The 25,651-nt window shown below is 39.4% G+C and carries 24 protein-coding genes, 1 tRNA gene and 2 pseudogenes; 14 read left to right on the top strand and 13 right to left on the bottom strand.

The window, feature by feature from the left end; genetic code table 11:
- Window positions 1–275 precede the first annotated feature (275 nt).
- A pseudogene (locus tag NMK36_RS21475) lies at window positions 276–1,369 on the bottom strand (ISAs1 family transposase).
- 310 nt (window positions 1,370–1,679) lie between these two features.
- Here NMK36_RS21475 and rpmB point away from each other — a divergent pair.
- Window positions 1,680–1,916 carry a 50S ribosomal protein L28 gene (gene rpmB / locus NMK36_RS21470; RefSeq protein ID WP_072718535.1) on the top strand — a complete coding sequence of 79 codons (237 nt, stop codon included), beginning with the start codon at window positions 1,680–1,682 and terminating at the stop codon, window positions 1,914–1,916.
- Window positions 1,917–2,015: 99 nt separating this feature from the next.
- On the opposite strand, the gene NMK36_RS21465 is transcribed toward rpmB, so the two are convergent.
- Both NMK36_RS21465 and NMK36_RS21460 read right to left on the bottom strand, forming a co-directional pair.
- The gene (locus NMK36_RS21465; protein ID WP_254174582.1) at window positions 2,016–3,008 is read right to left on the bottom strand and encodes a glycosyltransferase; all 993 of its coding nucleotides are present in this window, start codon (window positions 3,006–3,008) and stop codon (window positions 2,016–2,018) included.
- A gap of 48 nt (window positions 3,009–3,056) precedes the next feature.
- Entirely contained in the window at window positions 3,057–3,962 is a 906-nt protein-coding gene (locus tag NMK36_RS21460; protein ID WP_254174581.1) for a sulfotransferase family protein, read from the bottom strand.
- Between the two features lie 372 nt (window positions 3,963–4,334).
- On the opposite strand from NMK36_RS21460, the gene hpsA reads away from it, so the two are divergent.
- The 7 genes from hpsA to NMK36_RS21425 all read left to right on the top strand — a co-directional run bounded on the left by hpsA (window position 4,335) and on the right by NMK36_RS21425 (window position 14,563).
- Window positions 4,335–9,077 (top strand): hormogonium polysaccharide biosynthesis protein HpsA, encoded by a 4,743-nt coding sequence (hpsA, locus tag NMK36_RS21455; RefSeq protein ID WP_302184676.1) that lies wholly within the window; start codon window positions 4,335–4,337, stop codon window positions 9,075–9,077.
- 56 nt (window positions 9,078–9,133) lie between these two features.
- Window positions 9,134–9,760 carry a hormogonium polysaccharide secretion pseudopilin HpsB gene (hpsB, locus tag NMK36_RS21450; RefSeq protein ID WP_254174580.1) on the top strand — a complete coding sequence of 209 codons (627 nt, stop codon included), beginning with the start codon at window positions 9,134–9,136 and terminating at the stop codon, window positions 9,758–9,760.
- A 91-nt stretch (window positions 9,761–9,851) separates the two neighbouring features.
- The gene (gene hpsC, locus NMK36_RS21445) at window positions 9,852–10,844 is read left to right on the top strand and encodes a hormogonium polysaccharide secretion pseudopilin HpsC (protein WP_254174579.1); all 993 of its coding nucleotides are present in this window, start codon (window positions 9,852–9,854) and stop codon (window positions 10,842–10,844) included.
- A 36-nt stretch (window positions 10,845–10,880) separates the two neighbouring features.
- On the top strand, window positions 10,881–11,579 hold the full coding sequence (locus NMK36_RS21440; protein ID WP_254174578.1) for a pilus assembly FimT family protein: 699 nt from the start codon (window positions 10,881–10,883) through the stop codon (window positions 11,577–11,579).
- A 254-nt stretch (window positions 11,580–11,833) separates the two neighbouring features.
- On the top strand, window positions 11,834–12,520 hold the full coding sequence (locus NMK36_RS21435; RefSeq protein ID WP_254174577.1) for a prepilin-type N-terminal cleavage/methylation domain-containing protein: 687 nt from the start codon (window positions 11,834–11,836) through the stop codon (window positions 12,518–12,520).
- Between the two features lie 202 nt (window positions 12,521–12,722).
- The gene (gene eno, locus NMK36_RS21430; protein ID WP_072718541.1) at window positions 12,723–14,012 is read left to right on the top strand and encodes a phosphopyruvate hydratase; all 1,290 of its coding nucleotides are present in this window, start codon (window positions 12,723–12,725) and stop codon (window positions 14,010–14,012) included.
- Window positions 14,013–14,158: 146 nt separating this feature from the next.
- On the top strand, window positions 14,159–14,563 hold the full coding sequence (locus NMK36_RS21425; protein ID WP_222425217.1) for a hypothetical protein: 405 nt from the start codon (window positions 14,159–14,161) through the stop codon (window positions 14,561–14,563).
- Between the two features lie 270 nt (window positions 14,564–14,833).
- Here the strand turns inward: NMK36_RS21425 and NMK36_RS21420 are convergent.
- Window positions 14,834–14,907, bottom strand: a tRNA-Arg gene (locus NMK36_RS21420).
- Window positions 14,908–15,001: 94 nt separating this feature from the next.
- Between NMK36_RS21420 and moaC the strand changes: the two genes are divergently transcribed.
- The 4 genes from moaC to NMK36_RS21400 all read left to right on the top strand — a co-directional run bounded on the left by moaC (window position 15,002) and on the right by NMK36_RS21400 (window position 16,964).
- On the top strand, window positions 15,002–15,502 hold the full coding sequence (moaC, locus tag NMK36_RS21415; RefSeq protein WP_254174576.1) for a cyclic pyranopterin monophosphate synthase MoaC: 501 nt from the start codon (window positions 15,002–15,004) through the stop codon (window positions 15,500–15,502).
- Window positions 15,503–15,566: 64 nt separating this feature from the next.
- Entirely contained in the window at window positions 15,567–15,821 is a 255-nt protein-coding gene (locus NMK36_RS21410; RefSeq protein ID WP_072718543.1) for a 2TM domain-containing protein, read from the top strand.
- Window positions 15,822–15,869: 48 nt separating this feature from the next.
- Window positions 15,870–16,178 carry a DUF3181 family protein gene (locus tag NMK36_RS21405; RefSeq protein WP_190517215.1) on the top strand — a complete coding sequence of 103 codons (309 nt, stop codon included), beginning with the start codon at window positions 15,870–15,872 and terminating at the stop codon, window positions 16,176–16,178.
- A gap of 81 nt (window positions 16,179–16,259) precedes the next feature.
- A complete protein-coding gene (locus NMK36_RS21400; RefSeq protein WP_072718545.1) occupies window positions 16,260–16,964 on the top strand; it encodes a glutathione binding-like protein in 705 nt (234 codons plus the stop codon).
- 107 nt (window positions 16,965–17,071) lie between these two features.
- Here the strand turns inward: NMK36_RS21400 and purQ are convergent, their stop codons facing one another.
- The 4 genes and pseudogenes from purQ to NMK36_RS29160 all read right to left on the bottom strand — a co-directional run.
- Window positions 17,072–17,749, bottom strand: a complete 678-nt coding sequence (purQ, locus tag NMK36_RS21395; RefSeq protein WP_072718546.1) for a phosphoribosylformylglycinamidine synthase subunit PurQ — start codon at window positions 17,747–17,749, stop codon at window positions 17,072–17,074.
- An 89-nt stretch (window positions 17,750–17,838) separates the two neighbouring features.
- The gene (gene purS, locus NMK36_RS21390) at window positions 17,839–18,111 is read right to left on the bottom strand and encodes a phosphoribosylformylglycinamidine synthase subunit PurS (protein ID WP_072718547.1); all 273 of its coding nucleotides are present in this window, start codon (window positions 18,109–18,111) and stop codon (window positions 17,839–17,841) included.
- A 44-nt stretch (window positions 18,112–18,155) separates the two neighbouring features.
- The gene (locus NMK36_RS21385) at window positions 18,156–18,470 is read right to left on the bottom strand and encodes a hypothetical protein (protein WP_072718548.1); all 315 of its coding nucleotides are present in this window, start codon (window positions 18,468–18,470) and stop codon (window positions 18,156–18,158) included.
- An 11-nt stretch (window positions 18,471–18,481) separates the two neighbouring features.
- Window positions 18,482–18,743: pseudogene (locus NMK36_RS29160) on the bottom strand (IS701 family transposase); the annotation flags it as partial.
- A gap of 278 nt (window positions 18,744–19,021) precedes the next feature.
- Here NMK36_RS29160 and NMK36_RS21375 point away from each other — a divergent pair.
- Window positions 19,022–19,438 (top strand): hypothetical protein, encoded by a 417-nt coding sequence (locus NMK36_RS21375; protein ID WP_072718549.1) that lies wholly within the window; start codon window positions 19,022–19,024, stop codon window positions 19,436–19,438.
- A gap of 51 nt (window positions 19,439–19,489) precedes the next feature.
- Here NMK36_RS21375 and NMK36_RS21370 read toward each other — a convergent pair whose 3' ends face one another.
- The gene (locus NMK36_RS21370; protein ID WP_254174575.1) at window positions 19,490–21,445 is read right to left on the bottom strand and encodes an alpha-amylase family glycosyl hydrolase; all 1,956 of its coding nucleotides are present in this window, start codon (window positions 21,443–21,445) and stop codon (window positions 19,490–19,492) included.
- Between the two features lie 378 nt (window positions 21,446–21,823).
- Between NMK36_RS21370 and NMK36_RS21365 the strand changes: the two genes are divergently transcribed.
- The gene (locus NMK36_RS21365; protein ID WP_254174574.1) at window positions 21,824–22,375 is read left to right on the top strand and encodes an REP-associated tyrosine transposase; all 552 of its coding nucleotides are present in this window, start codon (window positions 21,824–21,826) and stop codon (window positions 22,373–22,375) included.
- Window positions 22,376–22,546: 171 nt separating this feature from the next.
- Here the strand turns inward: NMK36_RS21365 and NMK36_RS21360 are convergent, their stop codons facing one another.
- From NMK36_RS21360 to NMK36_RS21345, 4 genes are all read right to left on the bottom strand, one after another.
- Entirely contained in the window at window positions 22,547–23,062 is a 516-nt protein-coding gene (locus NMK36_RS21360) for a heme-binding protein (protein WP_199314039.1), read from the bottom strand.
- Between the two features lie 42 nt (window positions 23,063–23,104).
- Window positions 23,105–23,686, bottom strand: a complete 582-nt coding sequence (locus NMK36_RS21355; RefSeq protein ID WP_254174573.1) for an NADPH-dependent FMN reductase — start codon at window positions 23,684–23,686, stop codon at window positions 23,105–23,107.
- Between the two features lie 13 nt (window positions 23,687–23,699).
- Window positions 23,700–24,650, bottom strand: coding sequence for a thermonuclease family protein (locus tag NMK36_RS21350; RefSeq protein ID WP_190517203.1), 951 nt, complete (start codon window positions 24,648–24,650; stop codon window positions 23,700–23,702).
- Between the two features lie 327 nt (window positions 24,651–24,977).
- Window positions 24,978–25,589, bottom strand: coding sequence for a PH domain-containing protein (locus NMK36_RS21345; RefSeq protein WP_254174572.1), 612 nt, complete (start codon window positions 25,587–25,589; stop codon window positions 24,978–24,980).
- Window positions 25,590–25,651: the final 62 nt, after the last annotated feature.

Here is a 25,651-nt window from a genome sequence, read left to right as displayed (position 1 = left end):
ACTTTGAGACGAAAAATTGTGCCTAAATCCCTTTTGGATAGATCCCCCTAAATCCCCCTTAAAAAGGCAGGGCTGTTTCATTCTAATTTTTTGCGATCGCTAAACCTTTGATCTGGGGCAAGTTTTAGACCCTATTTAAACAGAAAATATCAAAACTGTTGAAATAATTCTCCTTTTCTTTACAGAAAAAGGCTTTTAGAGTTTAGCGATCGCATTTTCGATCCGAGAATGAAACAGCCCTGCTTAAAAAGCAGGGCTGTTTCATTCTAAAAAAATTAGGTACACAAAAGGCAAAGATAATTGATATTGTCGGCTATCATTCTTTGAGTTGTTGTGGGAGAATGATAGCCGTTAATTCTGAGAAGATTAAGGACAATACTTCTGATAATGGCGAAGTTTTGTGCAGCCCAACCTGAGCGAATCTTAGAACTATCTTCACGGAATAAAACATCCCTTATCCAATGATTTTGGTTTTCGATTAACCAATGTTCTCTAATCTTCTCCCCGAATTCTTCCGCACTAATCAGTATACTGCTAATGTAGTAAACTCTCTCGTAGTAAGGCTTTGCTTTTCTAATTCCGCTTCGAGTTACACAAACAAAGCTCTTAATTCCTTTCCAATAATTTTGATTAATACAACTGAGATTATCGAAAACTTCTACCCTTCGGGTAATCTGTCTTCCCTTTGTATTATCTTGACTAATATGCTGGTCTACACTTTCACAGCTTTCTCGTTTCATCTCTAACATTTCATACAGCTTTTTTTGGTTCTTCTTGACGGCGATGATATAGTGGTTTTTGCTCTTAATAATAACTTCTGTGGTTTTTTTTGGCAATGAAGGGCATCTAAGGTAAAGACTGCATCCTCTAATCCCAAGGTTTTAATTAAGTTTTGCACCACTATTAGTTCACTATTAGACTGACTTAACCATTCTGCCATTCCCGCTATTAATCCTTGAGTTGTGCTATACACTGACACAACTTGTACAAATTGTGTATAATTTTCTTCTAAGGTTTTCTGGCTTCCTCTTAGAGTTTTTCCATCCACTGCATACCACCTCCTCCCTTCCGGTTCCATCGTCGCGATCGCCCAATTATTAAACACCGATAAAAATTCTTCAAAGTCTATCCCCATCATCACTCTACGGATTGTTGAATAAGAGGGTAGACGGTTTTTAGGGACTTTCAATGTTTGAATTAATGCTTCCTTATGTCTTGTTACAAAATCTCCTAATGCTCTGTATCCTAAATATCCGCTCATTGTTCCCATAATTACAATCAGCAATACTAACCATAACGGGTGTCTTCTCCCTTCATTAATTCGGAAGTCTTTAATTTTTTTCAGTTCTTCTACCAGATTTGTTTCCATTGTTCATTCCCCAGAAGTTTCTCTTCTATTTTAGCAGTCTCTTCTGCGGAATGAAACAGCCCTGGCTTAAAAAGGGGGACTTTGAGACGAAAAATTGTCCCTAAATCCCCCTTAAAAAGGGAAACTTTAAGATGATAGATTGTCCTTGTAGGGACTGTAGAATCCGGTTCCCCCCTTCCCAAGGGGGGTTAGGGGGGATCTAAAACTCAAGGTAAAATCAAAGGACTTTTCAGCCGACGAGTTGATAGGGACGAAAACTCTGTATAATAAAGGTTTGGACTTTTGAGAAAATACTAAACTGGAGTTAACCATGTCTCGGATTTGTCAGTTAACGGGAAAGAGAGCTAATAATGGAATGGCTGTGTCTCACTCCCACCGTCGTACCCACAAGCTACAAGAAGCAAATTTACAATGGAAACGGATTTGGTGGCCCCAAGGCAAACGCTGGGTTAGATTGAAATTGTCTACAAAAGCGATTAAAACCATTGAACTCAAAGGGTTGCAAGCAATGGCTAAGAAAGCCGGAATTGATTTGAATAAATTTTAAATACGGGTATTTATTTCCCTAGCTCCCCAATTTTGGGGAGTTACTTTTTTCTTGGCTAATTTGTCTAGCTTCAATTATAAATTGAGAAGTTAAGTTTATTTAAAAAGGGTTTGTGTTAATGTAAAATAAAAAAGCAGTTGTATTTGAGATTCGAGGAAACTTAGAAAAAACCTTTTGAGCTACCAAAGGAGATAACAAGACTACTAAAACACTTTTATAAAAAGCTTTCATTAACAATTTAGGTTGTTTTTTCAAGAAAACAGGTTCATTTTTTATAACATAGCCTATAAATTTGATTGTTGTTAGTCCAACACTTCTTTCTAAAGGATAATTTAAAGCTTTGAAAATTAAATATTTATATAGATTAGCTAGGCTGTATTTCTTTAAATAATGACAGGAAACAGGTGCTTGATCAAATGCTTTTTTAATCACTGTAATACTGGCTTCTTCTAAACGATTAACATGAGAAGAAATTGAGTTTTTGGACTCTCGATACAATACTTGAACACGAGGTACAACAACAAACTCATATCGATAGGCTAAACGTAAATACCAATCCCAGTCTTGAGCAGCTTGTAGGGATTCATTAAAATCACCGATTTCTTTAACAACCTGCTGACGTACCAAAATAACAGAACCATTGCCAATAAAATTAGCTACTAACAAGTTAGCGAATACATTACCAGTATAAGTAAAATGGCAGGATGGACGTAAAAAGTTACCTGATTCTTCAATACAGTCACTCCAGCTATAAGCTACCATAGCTTGTGGGTTTTCTTCTAATACAGTCAGTTGACTCTCTAGCTTGTCTACTGTCCATAAGTCATCAGCATCTAATAAAGCAATAAACTCACCACAAGCATGAGAAAATCCTCGATTTCGGCTAACGCAGGCTCCAGAATTTCCATAAGAAAAAACTTTAATTCGAGAATCTGATATTTTCGAGATAATTTCTAAGGTTGAATCAAAAGAACCATCATCAATAATAATAATTTCAAAATTTTTAAAAGTTTGTTTTAAAACAGATTCCAATGTGGCTTGAATGGTTTTTTCTCCATTAAATACCGGAATAACAACAGATATAAGTGGCATTGAAATCACCTAGTTTTTTTATTAAAATCTTAATACTTTGTATAAAAATCATTTGATAATTAACCAAGCCGAAAGGTCTCGCTGAATTAAATCTTGCAACCTTAAAATATCTTCTCTATAAACCTCAATTAATTCAGATCTTATCTTTGGCTCTAGCTGAGGTTTTACTAAGTTGCTTCTATAAACTTTGGCTGCCATAGGTTTACGAATTGTATCAGGAACTAAATTTCTAATAAAACTTTTAATTAAATTGGGTTTTTCAAAAAAATCGAGTAAAGCCTTACTTTTAACTTTATAGGTGACATTGTGTTTCTTATATGTATTAGGAATAAAATTTGGATCTACTCCTATAAAGTCAAAAAGGTCTGACATGACTTTCTGAGAATCAACTTGAATATCTTCATAAAGATATACTTTAATTTGATTGGGGTTAAAGATTTTGTAATATCTTTGAAGCTGGCTATAATAAAATCCCAAGTTTTTGTAGTGCCAAATCCATTCCCACTGATTAATTATGCGCTCCGTCTCAGCTTGTAAAGCATTTTCAAAGCTTAAAGGTTCAAATTCAGGAATAAAAAAGTAATTATAATTAGAGAATGCGCGTTCAGCAGGATTTCTCAGCACAGCAATTAATTTAGCATTGGGTATATAGTGTTTAATTCTCTCAGGAGCTTTAGGGCTATAAAGATACAAAGGAGAAGCTTCGCCAATAGCTTTTTTTGATTGAACTGAATCAAACATTTTTTGATAATCCTCTAAATTATTAATTGACCACGAATTAATTTCTTGGTTTGCTCTAGGCCCCTTAAAATTTATTTCTTCTCCTTCTAAAGCAAAAAAATTTGTTTCTTTGATAGGACTCATATAGACTTCAGGATGTTGCTGGAGATAACTATACAATGATCGAGTTCCCGCTTTCCCCGCACCTATAATCAAAAAATTAGGTAGTGTCATCAGTAATTAAAGTAATCAATGCTTTCTTTTTTAGGTTACTCATAACAATCGAGGACTGTCAAGATAGTCAAGTGCCAGAACCACTCAAGGCAGTTCCTCTTAAATTTTCTTAACATTGATCGCTAGAAGCTAAATCTTGGGCAAGCTAAGTATAGGAAAATTTTAGGACGCCAAAGTCATCGTGTGATAGCTAACACAACCTTTCTGTGATGGCATTCTAACCACTTCAGAGAATAGTTGTTATAAAGGTAATAGATAGGTCAGTCGTAGGAGTTAGTCTACCTGATCTCTGCTTATAAACACTAAAAGCAGTATTAGTCAATTCTAAGACAGCCAGCACAACCCTTACAAACCCAGGTTAGGTAGGCATCTATGTCACAGTATCAGAATAAGAGAAACAACCCTATTTTGTTTTTAGGTCGGCGGATTCATCTTATGTTCAAACAACTAATGCGACTAATGATGAGATCGTTACTGCGAAGATGGCTCCAAATGAACCATCATAATCGCTATGCGAAAGCAGGGTTTGTTTTGCCTACTGTAGCAATGGTGTTATTGGTTGTAGTGCTGTTATCCTTAGCAATTACATTTCGGGCATTTGATCGAGCGAACTATGCTCAAAATACTCGTGTTGATCAACAAGTGCTATCGCTGGCGACACCAGCATTAGAAAGAGCCAAAGTAAAATTAGAAAAAGCTTTTGGTGAATTTACAGAGACTCCATCTGAACTAGGTTTGTTAGGGGAATTAACCAAACCAGATAAATATAAATTTACAGGTGAAAATACTCTAACATTAGCGTTTGATCAAGAAACCCTTAATACCGCCTGGAAGTTTCCCGTTGACCTCAATAATGATGGTAAGGCAGATGATGGTTTTAATATTTATGGGATTTTCTTTCGGAGTCCTGAACGAAATGACGAAGGCAAATTTAAGGAGGTTAGAACGCCTTTAGAAGCTAGAAGTTACCCTTTACCTAAACTCACTTCTGCGGCTATAACGAATAAAGACTGTCCTCAATCTCTTGGTACCAGTGCTAGTTTAGTCGGTTCTTCTGACTGGTATAAAGTGGGAGCTAACCTGAAAAAAAGTTTCTTTATTTACGCGGCAACAATTCCTAATCAGGGATCTGGGTTTTCAGCTTTAGAGATACAACAAGACAGAGAAAGAGTTCCTCTGGTTAATAATGCTGTTGTTTATGAAGATGACTTACAAATCACTCCTGGTGCTTCCGGTATTCAAATTAATGGACGGATCTTTACTAACGCTAATTTGCTGACAGGTAAGCGTTCTAGTGGTGGTGCTGTTGAATATTATCAAGTCAGTAGTCCTAAATCTTGCTTCTATGAAATGGAAAATAGCAAGATTGTTGTTGGTGGTAACGTGGGTATTGGTGCGCCGGATAGTAATACAGCTTTAGAAGCTGTACAAGTTCACCTATTCAAATCAGGTTCTGCTCCGACTAATAAGCCCAGCATGAGTAGCGCTGAACAGCCTGTTACACAAGGCGCTAAAGATATATCTTATAGTGATAAAAGATATGTTGATCGCATTGCCAGCCTCCGGAAGGCACAAATGGCGCAACTAGCTACGAATGATCCACAAGAAGTTAAGGATGATGTTGCAGATGGCATAGATCGAGAAAAAGCTCTGGAAAATTACTTCAGAGCACGGACTCGCAGGGTTCCCACTGTTGACCCACAGACCGATACTCCTTTACCTCAAGGATCTGGAAACGCCTTGCGTCCCCCTGATAAGCACGCTTTTCCCTACGAAGCACCAGATAATACCACGAGCAATAATGGGACGACTTTGAATGGGACAGTACCTCACCTCATGCCACCCGCAACGGAACCTAGTTTAGTTAAAAATAACCAGGAAGAAACCAGACTAGGTGATCGCATCGCTATGGGCAACGGTTTACCTGTTAAATGGTTTAACAATAACGACTTTACGAGCAGTGACACACAATTAATTAAGGATTATAAATGGGATGAAGGAACTCCTGCACCTCGCTACCGTACAACCCAAATGCAAGATTTAGCGGATTTTGGTAGCACACAGCGCAATGGTTTTTGGGAACAAGCCGCAGCTAAAGCTCCAAGCGATACGGAGAAAGGAGTCGGTGGCTTGCGAATTGTCACGGGTGCAGGCATCTACGGCCGTGCTAATAGTACATCCTTCCTCCCAGAACCTCCCACTGCACCGAATAATCCCAACACTTCCGAAGACGAGTCTCAATTTGATGTGGTTTGGCCGGATACCATGCCGATGTGGAAGGACGACAATTTAGATGGTATTCCTGATATCGGAGCCAGTGGTCAACTCGATAAACAAGGGGATCTAAAAATGCGGGCAACCGTTGTTTACCACTATATCCAAGATCCTTGGAATCCAGATGGAGTTGCCGCTGATAAACGTCAATCCCCCCTTGCCTGCATCAGTAGCTACTATGATCCGACAACAGAAAAAACTGCAATGAATCGTGCAGGTTTACCCAATATCAAACTTAGAGAAACTGACAGGACACTAGCATGGGGTACTACAAACACAGTTACGGCTAATCCAGGGAACTCCCATAACGGCGTAGTTTATAGTATGCCCTCAACGGCTATTGATCAAGCAACTCCTGGTGCTAATGGATTATTTACAATTAGTGATCCAAAAGCTAAAGATCCAACTGATAGCACGGCAGACTTCAAAGAAAAAATTATCTATCAAGCAAATTTAGTCTTTCCTGATGGTCGCTTTGTCAATGAACCTTTACGCAAAGCTTTACAAAAAGATCCAGATGATCGCAGCCTAGATGAACAATCTGCTATCGACACAACCTTGTGTGCAATGACCATTCTCAACAACCTTGCGGGTAATCCTAATGATAAACCGGGTGTAGGTGACACTGTAATTCCTCATGGAGCTATCTATGAAACAGCATTTCTGGATTCTCGCCAAATTAAATCGATTGAAAATAATGACACAGGGACTCCCAACACCTATGATCGTCCGATTGAGGATCGTCAACCCCTGGAAATTCGAGCCACTGTTATTGATTTAGACTTGCTGCGTCGAGGAACAGTTGGATCGACAAGTGAATATCTACTCCCCAATAGTGGCATTATTTATGCAACTCGTGAAGATGCTTTACTAGACCAGAGTGATAACACGACTAGCTGGGATCTTAAGAGTCCTGTAGATTACATTCTTGATGAAACTCGTCGTCCTAACGGCATCATGTTAATTAACGGTCAAATCTTAGCAAGAGGTGGTAATGACAACAATTATAACGATATAGAAAAAGGCTTGATCTTAGCCACTGATTTACCTGCTTATGTTAAAGCAGATAGCTCAAATGGTTTTAATCTACATCAAAGTACACCCGGTGGTGCTGAGTTAGAAGAATTTGATACAACAGCCTTAACTGGAACACCTAAGAAGTGGACAGAGACAAGTTTCTATGGTCGAACTAAACTCAATAAAAGCTTTGCTTGTCGCAAGGGAGATACACGATTAGAGTGTGTCGGAACTGGGGATTTATGGCGTCCCGCAACAGTGATTTCTGATGCAATTACCCTCCTCTCTAATAACTTTAAAACGGGGTATCGCAATCTAGGAGATTATGATCTGCGGAATAATACCGTTCTTAGTGCTGATTATATTACCCATAAAGGACTGAACCCTATTATTGCGGGCGGAGGCTATGATCTTAATAACGATGGAGATCTTAGTGATTCTTTTTCAGAAGTTACTCTCAAACTTGACCTCAACGGAAATGGCAATCAAACTGACACAAGTGTAAGCGAAACAAATGTCACGGTGGCTGCTGCCCGTCAATTCAATGGTTTCTATGACAACAATTATGTGACCACCACTGATTGGTATAAAACCGATGGAAAACCAGAAGCTACAAAAGTTAATTCTTACATGAATAATTTCATTACCCCAGTACAACTGCGGGGTAGTGCAGCAGAATATGTCATGGAAATTTGTCGGAAGCCTTTGGTTTCTATCTGTAAACCGGGGGATTGGAAGATTGGTATTGATAGTAATGGTAATTCAAAGTTAGATTCTGGGGAAGAAAAATTTTCCTATGAGATTCCCGTCGATACTGCCGTAGGTAAACTTTTATCCGGTACAACAGCAAGACCAGCCCTTGATCCAAATGATCGCATTTACCCTCGTCGAATTGCTTTTGCTCGATATCCTGTCTCTCATGCAAAAAAATATGAGTTGATTTTGGATAACTCTTCCCCTTCCCCTTTACCCATTGCTTTAGGAATCTATAGTAGTAAAGTCAATTACGCAGGTAATAGCAGCACTGCTTTCACATTCCCAACGATTTCAGGTTTTGAAGGTAGTGGAAAATCGGTAAGCACTAATGTTCCTCCTAATGCTACTAATGCACTCCGGTTTCAACTCAACAGTAGTCGCCCTAAACTTGATTGGAACCCTGGATCATCACTACTACTTGCTCAACCGATCTGGAAACCGTTGGTACAACTCAATCAAATAGCATTAGTCTCGAATACCGATGGGTGGCAGCAACCTGCAACAGCATCAAAATTCAACCTAATTATTGCCAGTGGAGATGCTCCAACTCGTGATAGCGAAACGAATGGGGGTTTACCTAACTTCGCTCGGTTTATCGAAAATTGGACAGGCCAAGAAGCTCAGATCAGTGGTTCATTTATCCAATTCAAACGCAGCACCTATGCAACAGGCCCCTTTATGCCGATTCTCGACCGAACTAAGGCTACACTAACCAAGTTTGGTAATCCCCCCAGTGGTGATCCCAGACCCTATACTGCCGCTAACAACGAGGGTAGAACTGCTCAATATATGCCACCTAGCCGTGTGTATGGTTTTGATGTCGCTTTATTGTCCCAAAGCCCTGACTTATTTGCCACTAAATTTACCCTGCCCTCAACTCAACCCCCCGATCAATACTTCCGAGAAGTTGGAAAAGATGATCCTTGGATTCAAACCTTGTTGTGTGCCGCCCAAGATACTAATAGCAACTATGGCACGGCGCCTACTGACTATGGTACTGGGAAATTCTATGCTTTACCCGAAAATCTCAGACCCAAAAATTGTCCATTAGGTAAAGATGATATTTGATAACGCTCAAACCCTGATTCATTGGTTAGTTTTTTATAGCTTTCTAGTTTAATCTTATGAATACCCCAAAACACAAACATCCCCACCCCTCCAGTCAATCTGGATATACCATTCTCGAATCTTTAATGGCTATCGTTGTTGTAACGGTTTTAATGGTTGCCGTTGCACCTTTGCTGGCTTTTTCCTTTGCGACCCGTGTTCAAGCCAAACGGGTTGAACTGGGGAGTAAAGCGGCTAATACCTATATTGATGCAGTTCGTTCAGGAGTAGTTACACCAACCTTAACCACCCAAACTAATGCTCCAACAAGTTCAGGTTCCCTAACCTGTGATGCCGGAAAACTTTGTACTAGCCCAGCAGGTCTATACTGTGTGGATAATGATAGCGACGGCAAATGTACTCTTCCAAACCCAACTCTAGGTACAGGATTAATGGACATGATTGTTCAAGGCGTAGCGATTAACAACGTCGATGGGGCTACACTAGAGGACGGCTATCAACTGATTGTTAGAGTGTATCGCTCAGATGCGTTTAAAGACAGTAGCCCACTGCAAGGAGGAGAAAAATTACAATCAACAAAAGGCTTAGGAAACCCTAAAGTTCCTCTATCTGAAATTACAACTCAAATCATAGGAAGCCAAACAAGTTTTCAAGATATAGAAAATCGCTTAAAAACTCAATAATCATTCAAAGCTGTTACTGTTCTAATTTGAAATTGATGAAACTTTCAGCGTTAAGTTCAAAAATGGTAAAACCTTAGAGGTAAACCTTAAAATGAAAACATCACTCCTGATTTTATGCCAAAATAGGCTAAAGCAAAAAGCTTTGCTTCAGCATCAAAAGACGAGTGGCTTTACAATGATTGAACTGCTGATCGGAACGATTATGGCAGCAGTAATTATCACACCGATTTTAGCCTTTGTTGTCGATGTCCTACAAAGCGATCGCACAGAAGGAGTTAAAGCCGCTACTGAACAAGAGCTAGAAGCTGCTACAGATTTTATTAAGCGGGATCTCTCCCAAGCTATTTATATTTATAATAAAACCGGAGTTGATAAAATTAAAACTCAACTTCCCTTGGATGCCACGGGTGAAGAACCCATCTTAATTTTTTGGAAACAAGAGTTTATTCCTGATGTTATCCCTCCATTAAGCGAGTATGAAGGCACTGTGGGCCCAGCCGAAGATTATTGTGACACTGGAGACTGTGATGATGCTCAGGTATATTCATTAGTAGCTTACTATTTAAACACAGAGCAAGATACAGATCAAAAATGGTCAACGGAAGCTCGGATTACCCGATTACAAATTAGGGATGGAGTCAAAGATCCTAATCAGGATTTCCAGGATTATATTAAAAATATTCCCGAAGCGCAAAAAGATAACGGTTTTAAACCTCTGGAATTCACAGGTTCGGGTACTTTAGAAGACAAAATGAATAATTGGACAAGTGAGGGAGCCGCTAAAATTACACAAACAAAACAAGTTTTAGTGGATTATATTGATAAAAGTCAAGGTACGGCACTCGACTCTAAGTATTGTCAACAAGTATTAGGATCAGCAAATGCAGCCGATGCTCAAATGATTGGAACTAATAATGGGGGATTTTTTGCTTGTGTAGATTCTAAGAGAACTATAGCTCAAGTTAATATTCGAGGAAATGCTTTGGTTAAAATTCAACCGGGAGCAACTTATGATTCCACGAAACCAGCTTATTTTCCACAAAAAAATATCATTGTTCAAGGTCGAGGTTCTGTGGGTCAGTAAAGCATCAAGTAGAGTTAATAACGAGGTAAGGAAACAATGAAAACACCAAACTTAAATGGGCTAATAAGATTTTTACTTTTAACAAAGCAATCTAAACTAAAATCTCAGTCAAATTTTCATAAAAATGAAGCGGGATTTAGCTTGATTGAAGTAGTAGTCGTTGTATTAATGGTTGCCATTTTAAGTGCGATCGCCGCTCCTGGTTGGCTTGGTTTCATCAATAGACAGCGCATTTATAGTTTAAATGATGAGGTTTACAGAACTATACAAAATACCCAAAGCGAAGCTAAACATAAAAAATTAGCTCACGTTGTTGAATTTGATGGAGCTTCTGATCCTCCTCGGTTTAGAGTATATCCAATAACTGTAACTGATCAAACAGAACAGGATAAACTCTGGCAGTCTCTAAGTTTATCAGGCTCAATTAAAGAAAAGCAAGTCAAATTGGAATCAAATATGGAGATTCAAACCTCAAGTGATCCAGATGTGAAATCAGATAAAAAAGAGGATTTTGAGAACTCGAATTCAGGAAATTGGATTTTAGTGTTTAATCAGTATGGAGAGGTCGTTAATAAGAACGGAAAAACCCCAGTCAATGACGTACCTTTCACGGTAACAGTATCCTTACCCGATGAGACAAGTAAACGGTGTGTTATGGTTGAAACCTTGTTAGGAGGGATGAGGCTGGGAGAAGGAAACTATGACTCTACAAATAATCCAACAGGTTGTAAATAGTCTAACAGATTATAAAGTTTCCGAGTTAGTAAATTTTTTTGAGTCATCATTCCTGTTAACTCCGTAAAACCACTAGATTGATGATAACTTCAAATCCACAAATTCAATTATTCAGTAAAAACCTCAAGGGAAATTAAACCCCAAAAAATCCGTAATTGTCACAATTTATGTAATCCATTATCTTCGATAAACTGATTATCTGTTGGATTTAAAAAACAATCCAACGGTTTAACCTTAGTTTCAGGGTTGCTACAATGCTCAGTTTTAAGAAGAACTGCGATCTCGCTAGTAGTGTGGTTGTAGATCGCTCATTAAAGAATGTCTATCTCCCTAATGCAGGATTTACCCTTTTAGAAAACCTGATTATTATTCTAATACTCGCTATTCTGGCTGCCGTAGCTGTCCCCAGTTGGTTAGCATTTATTAACCATCATCGCCTCACCACCACCACAGAACAAATAGAAAGGGCCTTTAACGAAGCTCAAAGCAACGCCAAACGGGATAAAATTGCATGGCAAGTCAGCATTCAAGAAACTCCAAAAAACATTAAAGTTGCCCTCCATTCCGCCAATGTTCCTCCGGCTCAACTTCCAGACAGTGCTTGGAAAACCCTAGAACCCGGTATTATTATTGATGATAAGAAACCAAACCCCAAAGGCAAAATCGAAACCAGCCTACGAAAAATTAACCCCACCACTAACGCCGTTAGTACCAAGGGTACTATGTACCGCGCCCTGTTCAACTACAAAGGCTGCCCCGTCTATTCTCCCAACGATGAATGCACCCAAACCAGTTTACTAGCTCTCGGACGTATTGCCTTGTACCATCCCGACCTGGAAAAAACTAGACGCTGCGTGATTATTTCTACAGTTCTTGGTGTCACCCGTATTGGAGAAGAACAGACAAAACCTGATAAAGATACAGATCGTTATTGTTATTAAAGTAAGTTGTCAGAATTGCGATCGCTTCATCCCGCTTCCTCTTGAAAATCTTGGCTCTCAGCCAACCGTCAACCACCAACCATCAACCCAAACCTTAAAATGTTCCAACAGTTGCAACCCAATATCCTAAGAACCTGGTAACTTTTCTCTAGTCTCAAAAATTTCAACAACGAGACCCCATCCGTCATTACAAAGGATTGATATGTCAGATAGCGCGATTAACACCATTATTGCCCGTGAAATCCTTGACTCTCGCGGACGCCCCACCCTTGAAGCCGAAGTCTACCTCGATAACGGAGCTTATGGACTCGCCCAAGTTCCTAGTGGCGCCTCCACCGGAAGCTTTGAAGCCCATGAACTGCGGGATGGCGATAAAAGCCGTTATGGGGGTAAAGGCGTTCTCACAGCCGTTAAAAACGTCACTGAAATCATCGCCCCAGCCCTCAACGGAGTCAGTGCCCTCGAACAAACCATCATCGACCAAATCATGCTCGATCTCGATGGCACTCCCAACAAAAGCAACATTGGTGCCAATGCCATCCTGGGTGTTTCCCTAGCCGTTGCGAAAGCCGCCGCCGAAAGTGTAGGTTTACCTCTCTATCGTTACCTGGGTGGCCCCATTGCCAACGTTCTCCCCGTTCCCTTAATGAACGTGATCAACGGAGGTGCCCACGCCGCCAATAACGTTGATATTCAAGAATTTATGATCGTTCCCATCGGTGCGCCCACCTTTAAAGAAGCCCTGCGTTGGGGGGCGGAAGTCTTTGCTTCCTTAAGTGGGGTGCTAAAAGAAAAAGGACTTTTAGGGGGGGTTGGAGATGAAGGTGGTTTTGCCCCTAACCTCGGTTCTAACCAAGAAGCTCTGGATATTCTCATCCAAGCTATTGAAATTGCTGGATACAAACCGGGTGAACAGGTTGCCCTCGCCCTGGATGTCGCCTCCAGTGAATTCTACAAAGACGGAACCTATACCTATGATGGTCAACCCCACAGTCCGGCTCAACTCATTGACTACCTGAGTGAATTAATTGGGAAATACCCGATTGTTTCCATTGAAGATGGTCTACAGGAGGATGACTGGGATAATTGGAAATCCCTCACCGAGAAAATAGGCGGTAAAGTGCAACTGGTGGGAGATGACTTATTTGTTACGAACCCGACTCGTTTGAAAACAGGCATTGAACAGAAAGTCGCCAATTCTATTTTGGTAAAACTCAACCAAATTGGTTCTCTGTCCGAAACCTTAGCCGCCGTTGACTTAGCAACCCGTAACGGGTATACCTCTGTAATTAGTCACCGGTCTGGGGAAACTGAAGATACCACCATTTCAGACTTAGCCGTTGCCACCCGTGCCGGACAAATTAAAACCGGTTCTCTGTGTCGCAGTGAACGGATTGCCAAATATAACCGTTTATTACGCATTGAAGACGAACTTGGCCCCCAAGCGGTTTATGCTGGAGCCGTTGGTTTGGGCCCCCGTTTTTCTAAATAAGAGAGAAACAGTCGATAAAACAGTCCAGTTTTGGGCTGTTTTATTGATTCTCAAAAAATCTCTCCAGTTTTAGACACGCCAACACGGTACGGCGTTTAGAGGTACAATTTCAAGCGTTCTCGTCAGATTAATCGGGGAAAATTAAGATGAAAATGGATTGGAACTGGAAGTTAGGGAACTTTGCAATCGCAGGCTTAATGGGATTAGCAACGGTGGGTTTAGTCTTCGTAGAGGCCATATTCTCCCCCGTCAGTGCTGCTCAAAGCCTCTCTTGCACGGGACGAATGAATAATGGATGGACTTACTCAGCCCAGTTTCTCGACGGACGTTTTACCCAAATTCGTTGGGAACGTTCAGGACAGCCACCCCAAGTCTCAACCCTCAAATTCCTCTCTAATAATGACAAAGGCCAACCTATCTACAAAGGCTCCTTAATGGCAGCCGTAACAGTAACTTTAGTGGATCTCTCTGGTGGCAATGTTCAACCGGGTTCGCAAATTTCTGTTGGTGTGGAAGAATGGGGCTGGAGTCGAGGAAACTGTAGTCTCTGATCATCAAAAATAAGCGGGATGGGGGAAACGAGCGCGTCTTTAGACCTGAGAGGTAAGTGACACTGCGGTTAAACCCCCATGTCTTTTCTAATTCTTAGAATTTAGATGTTAGAGTGGACGGAATGTGATAGGTGATGCAGATTTTACGATTAATTTTAATGTAATCAGTTGGGTTTCACTGTGGTTGGAGCAACGGTTGTTAGCACCAAATAAAAAAAGATAGAAACAAGGTAATCTTGCCTCTATCTTTTTAAATGATTAATATTTAGACGGGCTAGGAGGGATTCGAACCCCCGACACCGTGGTCCGTAGCCACGTGCTCTAGTCCACTGAGCTACAAGCCCTTGCCAGGTCAGAACAACAACCCCAGGAACAATATACACTGTTGAACGAGGGTGTTTTCTTCACCGCTTTCTTATATTAACACATTTTTCCCAAATGGCAAGCAATTTTTCTGAAAATTCTTCTGATCGCCTCACCCACCTTAATGAGACGGGAGAAGCCCGCATGGTGGATGTGTCGGGGAAGGTCGCAACCCTTCGCCAAGCCATCGCGGGGGGACAAGTGCGGATGTTACCTACAACTTTTGCCACCATTGAAGCGGGAAATGCCCCCAAAGGGGATGTTTTAGGGACAGCGAAACTCGCGGGAATCATGGCGGCTAAACAAACGGCTCAGTTAATTCCTTTGTGTCATCCCTTACCGTTAAGTAAAATTGATGTCCAAATTCTGCCCGTTCCCCAATTACCGGGGTATCAAATTCAAGCGGAAGTGATTACCAAGGCTGAAACTGGAGTGGAAATGGAAGCGTTAACGGCTGTTTCAGTGGCGGCGTTGACCTTGTATGACATGGCGAAAGCCCTAGAAAAGTCGATTGTGATTGAGTCTATCCGCTTGTTAAGTAAAACAGGGGGGAAATCGGGAGATTACCACCACTAGATAGAAGAAGTCAAGCCCCATTCAGCCTAAAATAGAATAGAAAAAGCTTGGGAATTAACTGTCTATGCCTCCTCGTTGGCCCCGTAAACCCGACCGCAAAGATCCTGATTATCGTCGTTTAGATGATCGGATGAATTTTGCCATCCATGTTGCTATTTTTGCAGCGATTAATTCGGGTTTATGGTTTTTTCATAATTTACAATCGGCTGATTGGCCTTGGTTAATTGAATTTACGGGCGTTTGGTTACTTGCGATCGCTATTCATGGTATTTATATTTTTGCGATCGCTGACTATTCTCCTGTCAGTTCAAATCGATAACATTCAAGTTAACGGTTAACCGTTAACCCACAATTATTTAGGAGATTAATGATGTCTGTTTTAGATACAAGAAACATTGAAAAATTAGCGGCTGAAATTGGAGAGAATATCTATATTGATGTCGCCAAATGGCATCTCTATTTAGCTGAAGCGCATTTACATACTCAATTAGCTGAACAACTGTATCCCCTTTTAGAAAAGGGAGACTTTACCGAAAGCGAAGTTCAACAAGTGTTGCAAAAAATTTATGTTAATTTAGGAGGAGGAAAACAAACTACCTCGCTTGTCAATTTAATTCCTAATTCAGGAATTCAAGAATTGGTGAGAATTTTAAAAGACTTCCAAGAAGAACTGTAACGGGTTGCGAGGCGTTCACGCCTCTCTGAATTTTTGGAGTCAAGTGCCAGTCATCTGTAACAATATTGCCTAATAAAAACCATGATTGAACTTTACTACTGGCCTACTCCTAACGGTTACAAAATCCCGATATTTTTGGAAGAAACCGGATTAGACTATCAAATTATTCCGATTAATATTGGGGCTGGTGATCAATTCAAACCAGAATTTCTTAAAATTGCTCCTAATAACCGAATGCCCGCTATTATTGATTTTAATCCGATTGATGGTGGGGAACCTTTGTCTGTCTTTGAATCAGGAGCAATTTTAATTTATTTAGCCGAAAAAACCGGACAATTTCTCCCCCAAAATTGGCGCGATCGCAAAACCGTTTTAGAATGGTTATTTTGGCAAGTGGCAGGACTAGGGCCAATGGCGGGACAAAACCATCATTTTGTCCAGTATGCACCGGAAAAACTCCCTTATGCCATTGATCGTTATGTCAAAGAAACCAATCGTTTATATGGGGTTTTAAATCGTCAATTAGAAGGGCGAGAATACATTGCTGGGGACTATTCAATTGCAGATATGGCTTGCTACCCTTGGATTGTTCCCTTTGAACAACAACAGCAAAATTTAGACGATTTTCCCCATTTAAAAGCTTGGTTTTATCGCATTCAATCTCGTCCGGCGGTGATGCGGGCTTACGAGACAGGAAAATCCTATTCTTCCGGTACAACAATGACCGATGAAGCGAAAAAGATTCTCTTTGGTCAAAGTGCAAAAACGCTTCAAAATGGGGAATAGGGAATAGGGAATAGGCAACAGGGAACAGGGAACAGGGAATAGGGAATTAGGAATTATTTCCCCTTCACCTTTGCTGAAAAGGAGTTGGGGGAGAGGAGACATAATTCCTAATGCAATAAGGTTTTAAACAATTTAATTCCGTCGGTATTTCCTAACATTGGATCAGAGGCACGTTCTGGGTGGGGCATCATTCCTAAAACGTTGCCTTGACGGTTACAAATTCCAGCAATATTATTTAAAGAACCGTTAGGATTTTCTTCGGGTTTTGGAGTTTTATCCGTTCCATAGCGGAATAAAACTTGGTGATTTTCTTCTAATTCTGCTAAAGTGTTTTCATCGGCATAATAACACCCTTCCCCATGAGCAATGGGTAAATTGATAACTTCTCCCGTTTTATATTCAGAAGTCCAACTAATATTATTATTAACCACCGTCAACGGAACAGACTCACAAATAAAATGTAAATCCCGATTTCTGACTAACGCACCGGGTAATAATCCTGCTTCCGTTAACACTTGAAATCCGTTACAAATTCCTAGGACAAATTTACCTTGGTTGGCGTGTTCAATTGTTGAACGCATCACAGGAGAAAACCGTGCGATCGCACCACAACGCAAATAATCCCCATAACTAAACCCCCCCGGAATCACCACCACATCAATATCCGATAAATCCGTATCTTCATGCCAAATCATGCGGGTCGGTTGTCCCAATAATCCTTGAGTTACCCAAGCCACATCTCGATCGCAATTAGAACCCGGAAAAACAATAACCCCAAATTTCATAGTTAATTTATGTAGTAAATTACAAATAGAAACGAGTTGATCAAAAAAGATATTTCACCTCATCTTTGATCAACCCACCTGTTCAGAAATCAAGCTGTAACAGATGCAACCTCCGTTAGATCAAATCGATAAATTTCAATCACAGGATTTGCCAACACTTGATCGCAAATACGGTCAAGCTGAGTTCTCGCTTCCGCTTCATCGGTTGCAGAAAGCGTCATTTCTATATATTTACCAATTCGCACCTGTTCAACATTGTCATATCCCAGATGTTGAATGCCGGATTTGACCGCCACGCCTTGAGGATCAAGAACAGAAGGACGGAGGGTAATATAAATTCTAGCTTGGTAGTGATGGGTCACAACAATCCCTACTTAAACTGCACAGTTCTTATTATCACTTTTTATTAGATCACTGAAGAAACAAAGTCCTCAACAGTCAGTAAGTTTATATTAACTCCCGGCAAAAGAGCCAGAATTTCTAACCCAACTTGGATACTTACCCCTTCAGCAGAGGGAATAATGCTGATTTGCTCGAAAGTCAAACCCCTGTTGAGAACCAATAAGTCTTGACCCTCTTGAAAATCCATAATCAGATCAGAGCCATAGCCGGGAATAAGGACAAAGCGATCGCTACCTTCACCTCCAGTTAAACTATCTATTCCTTCTGCACCCACAAGCACATCATTTCCTTGACCTCCGGTGAGTTGATCATTGTTCATTGCCACGCTTATTGACGGCGGACAAGTTCAATTTTCGAGGAAAATCTCTTGTCGAGTACCGTATCATCAAAAACTAAACAAGCTTCGGGATGGGTCTGAAGTTCTGAATGCACTTTTTCCCAAATTACTTCGGTTGTTAAGTTTTCTGCATTCAAGTAACGATTAATTGTATCATGGCTAAACTCTTGAATATGTGAGCGCGAAGTTGGTTATAGTATAATTGATTTGGCTACTCAGAAGATATTGGCAATAGTATAGATAATTGATGCTCATATTTTTGGGCATGAATTCTGATTTTATTTTAAAATTTATTATCCCTTTTGAGATTTCTTTTGGGTTGGCGATCGCTTTTGAGTTTCGAGTGCGATGCCGTGAGGCGGCGGCTACGCCATCGCGCTTCTCATTAGTACCCTACATATAGCGTCACTGCGTAAGTCCTGATGCAGTATCAATTCAGATCAAGGTATTAGGAGTAACAAATGAACCTGTAAGCCTAATTTCCTGTCAGTATGGTTTAAATAGGGTTTACTGACTTCAGGAGAAGCTTAAAAATGAAACTACGCAATTTAACTGTATTGGGATGTGTTTTCGGGATGGTTTTAGCTTTAGCACCCAACGCTTGGGCTGATCGCCAACAAATGACCCAAGGGGGTTCTCTTTCCTTATCAGGTACCTCTGGAGGGCCTGTTAATAGTCAAGATTGCGGATTTATTGCTCAAACCCCCAATCATATTATTGAAATTACTGAAGATTTACCGTATTGGCGAGTGATGGTCACAACCTCTGGTTCACCTACATTATTAATTGATGGCCCTAGCGGACGTTATTGTATGTTACCAGAGGGTTCTGCCAACAGTGGAATTTTACAATATTCCGGTTATGGAACCCAAGGTAATTATAACATTTATATCGGTGATCGTCAACAAAATCAAAATCCTTATCGGCTGTTAATTACAGATCAGAAATAGCACTTCTGAGCAGGAGACTTGATAACTGATAACTGATAACTGATAACTGATTTATGATTCTCGTCCTGATGCCCAAAGATCCCGCCATTTAACAATACCTTCATTGGCAATAACCCAACGACGAGATACTAAATTTTCGCGTAATGGGGATGTTCCTTCTCGTAAAATTGCATATTTATAATTAATCAATTTTCCAGCACTTTCATTAAAAGGAATTTCCCCAAACCAAGTGTTAGTATTGATATATTCTAAGGGGTAAGCGTGGGCAATATCCCAATTCCCTAATTCAGGACAATCCCCAATGACAACTACTCGTTCTCCGGGTTGAGTTTGAATTCCGTTTAATTGGACTCGAACAATGGTTTGTGCTTTTAAACGTTCCCCAACTTGAGACAAAACAATTACTTGTTTAGAAGCGAGTTCTAGGTTATAAATTTTTCCGTCTTTGACTTCATATTTATTCTTAGACATGACATCCGTATGTTCTCCATCATTTAACTCGGTTTCGACTTCTTCAAGAGTTACCGTTTCTCCGCGATTCATTGCTACAAATAACAGACAATCTCGATAGCGACGAACATAACAATAAACATCCGGCGTAATATATTTTTGCCATTGACTTCCTAATGATACGGCTGGATTTAAACGTCGTAAACCGGATAATAATCGAATCTCTCGATAAAGGGGAGAATCCGTATCCCAATTTTCCATCATCGGACGATTATAGGGGTCATTATTTCCATAAGGATTTCCGTCTCCATTGGTATCATTATGGAGGAATTGTTCTGTGCCATAATAAACACACGGAATGCCACGAGATGTCATAATTAAAGCGATCGCCATTCGCAAAATTTCAGGATCAGGATTTAACGTTTGGAATCGGTGCATATCATGGTTGTCAATAAATGTAATCAATTCCGTTGAACTATAATAGCGATGATCTAAATCTAAAACATCTTGAATTAAGTGAAATCCGGCTTCTTCAAATGCGCCTAATGCTCGACGAATTGCAACACAAAATCCAAAGTCTAAAATCGACATTCCAGACTCATTTGCAAATTCCACAGATCGATCTTGTTCTGGACTCGAATAAATCCACTCGCAAAAGATAAAAACATCAGGTCTGTAGGTTTTAATATCGGCGTTAAATTCCTGCCAAAACCAAATTGGCATATGTTTAACCGTATCAACCCGTAACGCATCAACTCCTCGATCTAACCATTGTTTAATGGCAGATTTGATATAATTTCGGTATTCAATATTATTTTCATTAAAGGTGGCTAATCCTGACAATTCACAATTCATGACTTGCCATTCATCTTCCCAGTTTGTGACTTCTCCGTAATGATGATACCAGTTCTTCTCATCATTATTAAAATCTGCAATTTTGACTCCATCATCATATAAAATTCCTTTTTTTCCACTAATATCGGGGTTACTATGATTACACACAATATCTAAAATCAACTTCATATTGCGGCTATGGAGTTCTTCGATTAAGCGATCAAAAGTTGTGTGGCGGGTGTCTTGAGTTGCATTCAGAGAGGGGTTTTCATCTTTACCAATAAAACGGGGATTTAATCGTTTAAAATCGCTTGTCCAATAGCCATGAACTGCCGCCGTTTCACAGAATAAATCTTCGATTTGTTCAAATAAAGGCGTTAACCAAATTGCAGTTACTCCTAAGTTTTTTAAATAATCAAGTTTATCAATAACTCCTTGTAAATCACCTCCCCAATATTTTCCCCAATCTTGTTGTTGTGAATCATAAAGTTCAGGATTAGGGCCTTCGCTATTATTGGGATCACCGTCATAAAATCGATCTACAACAATAAAATAAATCGTTTCTTGGCGAAATTCAATATCACGGGTATAAAGAAACTCTAAATCAATATCAAATTCCGCCTTATGTTCTTGAACAAGTTCCTGAATTTCACTTTGAGCTTCGAGGCTAGAAACTTCTTCTTTGGGGGATGTGGTTTGGGGAGGAAAGACTGTATTTGACATGGGGATATTAATAGGAACTAGATTAAATAGATGGGTTTGTACCCTATCCTCAGTATTATTGAATCTGAGCGGATTCAACATCTATCCAAAGAAAGAAGAATAAATAGATTGAGGCAAAATTATAGCCATCTTTTGATTTTTATTAGGGAATTTGATTCGCACCTTCATCTATTTTAACTTCTAATTTACCCATCCGTAGGGTGCGTAAGCTCCGCGCACGCACCAAAAACAGCATCGCGAAATATCAATAATATGAATAAAAGTTGTTATTATTAAAATAGCGATCGCTTTTAATTAATATTGGTGCGTGCGCTTGCGCTTACGCACCCTACGGGGTGATTGATATATATAGAGATGGGAGAGTTAAGGAGATTATTTATGCCGAATTATAGACGTTGGAGAGTTAGTAGAGGAACTTATTTCATTACGATTGTCACTTATCAACGTTACCCTTGGTTATGTAGTGAAATTGGAAGGGAAGGATTAAGAAATGCCTTAAATCATGTCCGTCTACACCGTCCCTTTTTCCTAGATGCTATTGTTCTTTTACCTGATCACGTTCATTTTATTTTAACTTTACCGGAAGGAGATTCTAATTATTCGTATCGAATTTTAGAAATAAAAAAATATGTGACTCAAAATTATTCTGAAAAATTGAATTTAAATTTACCTTTAACAAAATCTCGTCAAAAACGAAAGGAAAGTAACCTTTGGCAAACTCGTTTTTGGGAACATACGATCAGGAATGAAGAAGATTTTGCTAACCATTGTAATTATATTCATTATAATCCTGTCAAACATGGTTTATGTGAATCTCCTGAACAATGGCAATTTTCTACTTTTTACCAATTTGTAGAAAAAGGAATTTATCCTCAAGATTGGGGAAAAAATCTTATTCCTGATCTCCCTAATTCGGAAAACTACGAATAACAAACCCCGTAGGGTGCGTAAGCTCCGCGCACGCACCAAAAACAGCATCGCTGAATATCAATAATATGAATAAAAGTTGTTATTATTAAAATAGCGATCGCTTTTAATCAATATTGGTGCGTGCGCTTGCGCTTACGCACCCTACGGGGGATGATGAAGAATTATGATATTTTATGTTAAAGAATCCTGAATTGGAATTTGCACCTCACTATATTTTAAATGTTCAGGGGTCATCGGAGAGTTATAAAATAATCGACGAGGAGAACCGATAATTTCATATTCAGGATGTTGTTTTAACCAATTTTTTAACCGTTGTAAATGGATTTGATAACTTTCCCAAGTATAAGCACCTTGGATACCAATACTCACTACTTTCATTGTTGGGGTATCGGTGACATTGACATCAGATTGTATTTGTTGAGGGGTAATTTCAGGATGAGAATAGAGGAAAGAAACCTCGGCTTGATTGATAGATTCAGACTCCTGTAAATACCGAGCTTCTACAGGGGTTGTCATGGAAATATTGTTGCTACTAATATGTTGAAATAGGGGATTAAATGCCCTGCGAGTGGCTTGAGTTAAATCCCCTTGATGTAAATAGGTTACCCCTCGATAAGCGGGATATTGTTTAACTTCAATCACTCCAACAGGAGTGGGTTGTGGAAATCCGTCTGGTAAAGAAGCCATAATCTCAAAGCAGGTGGGAAGAACCCACCTCAAAACAACAATTTAAGCTGAAAGTTTCATTAATAAACTTGCTACTTTTGCCCCTAAATTTTCAACATCCTGCTGTTGTTGGGAATCTTTCAAATTGCCATCTTCATTAAAGGTTTCAAACGCCTTAGAAATTGAACGTTGTTCAGGAATAACTAACACCCCAATACTTTCTAAAATTGCCCGAACATGAACTAATCCCCGCATTCCTCCAAACCCTCCAGGAGATGCACTCATAAGGGCTGCAACTTTATTGTTAAAACAGGCTAATCCGGGTAAATTAGGTTCAGGACGAGACGCCCAATCAATGGCATTTTTTAATAACGGTGTAATTGAACTATTATACTCAGGACAGGCAATTAATAAGCCTTGGTGAGCTAACATTAAATCTTTAAATTCACGAACAGTTGCGGGAATTCCTTGTTGCGCTTCTAAATCTTCATCAAATAAGGGCATCGGTAAATTCCGCAAATCAATATAAGTCACTTCTGCCCCGGCTGCTTTTGCCCCGGCTGCGGCAATTTGAACTAACTTTTTATTCACAGAGGTTTCCTTAGCACTACCAGCAAACGCGAGAATTTTGGGGGGATTTGCCATGATTTTATCCTCATCAGTTCTGGGTTTTATTGTAAATGAAAGTCGGGGAATTTGTCGAACTTGTCGTCTGAAAAATCGGACAAAAATCCGATAATTGTTGCAAACTGGTTAAGGTGATTTCGGGTTTATCTCGATACATCGTCACCTGTCCACTGACATAAATATAGCCGCGTCCTAACCCGGTATACCGTTTATTAATTAAATAAACCAGGGGAGCATATTTTTCATCGGTGGCCTCAGGAATCCATAATTTCAAATTGTGGTCTTTTGTTCCCGTATGAATAATAGCACTATTCCCGATCCATTTGGTAATTCCATCTTGTAAATCACAGAAAATAGTTACCCATTGTTGTTTCATGGCGGCGAGTAAAATTTTAGGATAATCTAAACGCACGGATAACACACCATTGGGTTGTCCATAGCGACGAAAATCATCTACAATTGAAGCTCTTAATGACCACCAAGGCATTAAAATTGTATAGTTTCTAAACCCACTGTGTTCATTGGTTTGAGGATTCCAAATCATGCGATTATAAGCTTGGGCTTCGGCTTCAGCTTCCATCATTTCTTGATGATATAAGCGAGAATGTCCATATTTAATATAATAAGGACTCCACCCTTCCTTAATTAATTTTAAATTAAAGTTTTCTCCATATTTATGAACATAACAAATTAATCGTCCGTGATGATCTCGATATTTTTCTAAACAGACTTCTGCGGGTTCATTGCCATCAAATTCAATATCAACTTGGGTTAAAAAACCATGTTCATTTGTAAAATATTGTTGTGCCATTTCTGCCGCAGCAATTCCGGCATTAGTTCGAGGTTTAGAATCATGGTTGAGTATTTCTTCTGTATCCACACAATCGAGTCTTAAAAATTCCCGCTTATCATTGAGTAACACTTTGATAGTGTCCCCATCTACGACTCTTGTGACTTGTAAGTTTTTAATTCGAGTTCCCACAATATTTAATTTTCCTTTGAGTTATAAATGATACAATTTATCTTGACACTAGAATTAATAGCTTTGATTATAATACCATAGAGGATAACAGAGAATAGACAGAAGCTTATTAATTAAAATATAAGGATTGTGGTGATTTAGATCATTATTGCTACTTTCATTGACAACAAGAGCATCAACGCCATCATGAGGCTTGGTATTAAGATGGCGTTCCTCTACTCTTAACTTTTTTGATTTGTGAAAAATAACTGTAAGGGTTGGGAGACCCAACCCCTACAATAAAATATTACGACCTATTTAGAAGTGCTATAATAACTCATCCTGGCTTTAATTGTTAATAAATTTCTCAAAAATATCGCCAAATTCTTTCCGAACATAAGTTTTATGAGCTTGTTCCAACCACTGAAAAGCATACTGGTTAATGGCTTTAAATTGTTCTTCTAAAGCGGAGGCAGTTGTCGAACGGTTAACGGCGTTTGTTGCTGTATTTAAGCTAGTTTTAGCATATTCATAATGAATCGCATTTTCCTGTTGAATTTCCGAAATTTTAATTAATGCTTTATACAAGTCTTTAAGCTTTTCAATAAAAGTTTTTCCAACATCAATAGAATAGGAATGTTCACCCATAGTAAATTTGATTTCAATGTCCATATCCAAAGTTCCTGCTGTTTCTAGCTTCACATTTTTAATGATATGGTGACTGTAACTAAAACGGTGCAACAAGCGTTTTTTGCTAACGGCAGAAGTGCCATCAAGATGAATCAAAGCGCGATTAGTAAAGCAATATTCATCGGTTTTTGACTTAATTAGAAAATAGATTTTTTCCCCTTCTTCATGGATGACATAATCATCGGTATCTACTTTGTCATAGTCTTTGGGTTGGATGACAGCACCAATATCACTTAAACCCAAAACATCCGCCGCAATATTTTTGAACATATATTTGCCTTTGCGATCGCATGAATAACATTAACTTAATTATATCCGACATTCCCCATTTC

It is taken from the genome of Planktothrix pseudagardhii (assembly GCF_904830925.1).
In the GTDB taxonomy this organism is placed as follows: Bacteria; Cyanobacteriota; Cyanobacteriia; order Cyanobacteriales; family Microcoleaceae; genus Planktothrix; species Planktothrix tepida.
The sequence above is the reverse complement of the archived record's forward strand: the minus strand, read 5'-3'. Positions and strand labels throughout refer to the sequence as shown.